Below are 2,155 nucleotides of genomic sequence, written 5' to 3' on the forward strand. Positions count from 1 at the left end.
ACACCGAGTACACCTGGTACCCCTCGTTCGATTCAACCGTTGGAATCCCAGTTAATGGTGGCCAAAACTACGAGTTCGTCGTCACCAACCCAGACACGGGCACGCAGGCGACACTCGTCGTCGAGAACAATACCACCGTGGGTGCTGGAACGATTAACCTAGAGTTGCATGATACAGACGGAACTCCTGCGGACACGCCGACCTTACACGCAGGGTACCAGCACCTCCCAATGCGTGTCACGAACGGCACGATCGAGTCAGAGTCGGGAGTGACGAACTTTACGATCGAGCTAGTGAACGTGACGTCCGGCCAGACGGTTGCCCAGCAGTCGGTCACCACTCTCATCAACTACGTCGGGACCAGTGTTACAGTCAACTCGACGGCAGGTGAAGGGACAGTCACGTTTGATGGTGGTAACTTGCCTGCCTACGACAGTCTCAACGTAACCGTCGATGGCAATTCGAGTCGGCTCGAAACACAGCTCGCGCCGACTGGAGATAGAACATACGAAACGACAGTCAATTTCTCACAGTTTGACGGCGACTCTGTCGACGTTCGTGTCGAAGTACCACTGAGTGAGACGGAAACGGTCCGCTTCAGGGAATCGTACTTACTCGGCCAGGATTCCATCAACGCAACTGATGCACTGCTCACTGGGCGGGTCGAAACCGAGGATGGAGCCCCACTTGCTGGTGACCTAATCCTCGCTGGCGCGAGCACTGACTACCGCGTCGATACGAACAGTGATGGCACGTTTTCGATGTCGGTCGATCCGGGAACCGAGTACATCTTGGGATACTACCAGTACGCCGGCAACGACTCCTCGGTTTACTTCGGAAAGCGTGATGGAACAGTAGACATTCACACAATTGCTGAGTTCACCGCGACGGCCGGGCGGACAGACATCGGGACGGTCACGATTCCTGATGGCAATGTATGGGATGTCACCGTTGAAGATGAGTCTGGAGCACCAATTGAGGGTGCAGACGCTTGGTTTATCGATGATGGACTGACTGGGACATACATTTACCAGTATGGTAAGACGACGTCAACAGGGGCGTTCCCCAGTGGGTATGAAGATCAGAACACAGGTATCGAGGTAGAAGGGACTACCAGATTCGACGTTCGTGTGCCTGAGGGGAGCCAATATGACGTCGCACCGTATCAGTACTTCAGACATATCACAAATATAACCCAAGACCGCGAGACGACCGTTGGCTTCAGTTCGACTCCAACAGTCTCGGGCACAGTTCGTGAAGCTGACGGCGATCCTGTCAACGGTGATACGATTTTCGTGGACGCTGATGAGTACGAAAAGCGGCTGACGACGTCCAAATTCTACACCTTCGATACGTTTGCTAACGGCACAGTCCGTGCCAATGTGCCTCTTGGTGGTCAGTGGGACGTTGAATACTACCAGTTCAACAACAGCTCTGGAGACTACTTCCCGAAAGATGGGTCGCCGGATATGTACACGCTAAGTGACTTCAATTCGACACAGGTCACGCTAAACGAGACACTGCCTACGGCGCATAACGTCAACGTTACCGTCGTCGACACTACCGGTAACCCAGTCCCGAACGCAAGAGTAAAAGTCGAACATCGTGCAGGAGGCGCTGATACTGAGTTGACCGATTTCACTGATCAGCAAGGCAGATATCATCCACGTGGAACCGGGGCATCAGGTATCGAAGTCACAGGCACTGTCAACGTGACTGTGCATACACCAACTGCAGCCGTTAACCAGAGCCCAGCGATCACCGACCAGTTCACCGTCACGAGTCCGGTGAATAAGACGTACGTCCTCGAATCCGTGGCGAACGAAACAGTGTCCTATCAGAACGTGTCTGTCACGCCGGATTCTGGTGCTGCTCCACTGAACATTACCGCATCGGTCACCGTGACGAACACCGGAGATGCACGGGCTATCAGTGTGCCACTCCGAGTGAACGACACAGTAGTCACCACACAAAACGTCTCGCTCGCTGCTAATGAGACCACGCGACTCTCGGTTAACTACACACTCGCTGAAGCGGGCGTGTACAACGTCTCTCTTGGGGATGCCTCACCTCACCGAGTTACTGTCGACTCCCCTACGGACGAGACGACCTCGACTAATACAACAGTCAACATCAGCGCATCGACATTAGCCGA

The 2,155-nt window shown here is 54.1% G+C and carries 1 protein-coding gene; it reads left to right on the top strand.

Translation table 11 applies throughout. The annotated features are described in order from the left end of the window. A partial coding sequence (locus tag AUR66_RS22175) for a hypothetical protein (RefSeq protein WP_197409813.1) occupies positions 1-2,155 on the top strand: 2,155 nt, incomplete at both ends.

The organism is Haloferax profundi, from assembly GCF_001469865.1.
GTDB lineage: Archaea > Halobacteriota > Halobacteria > Halobacteriales > Haloferacaceae > Haloferax > Haloferax profundi.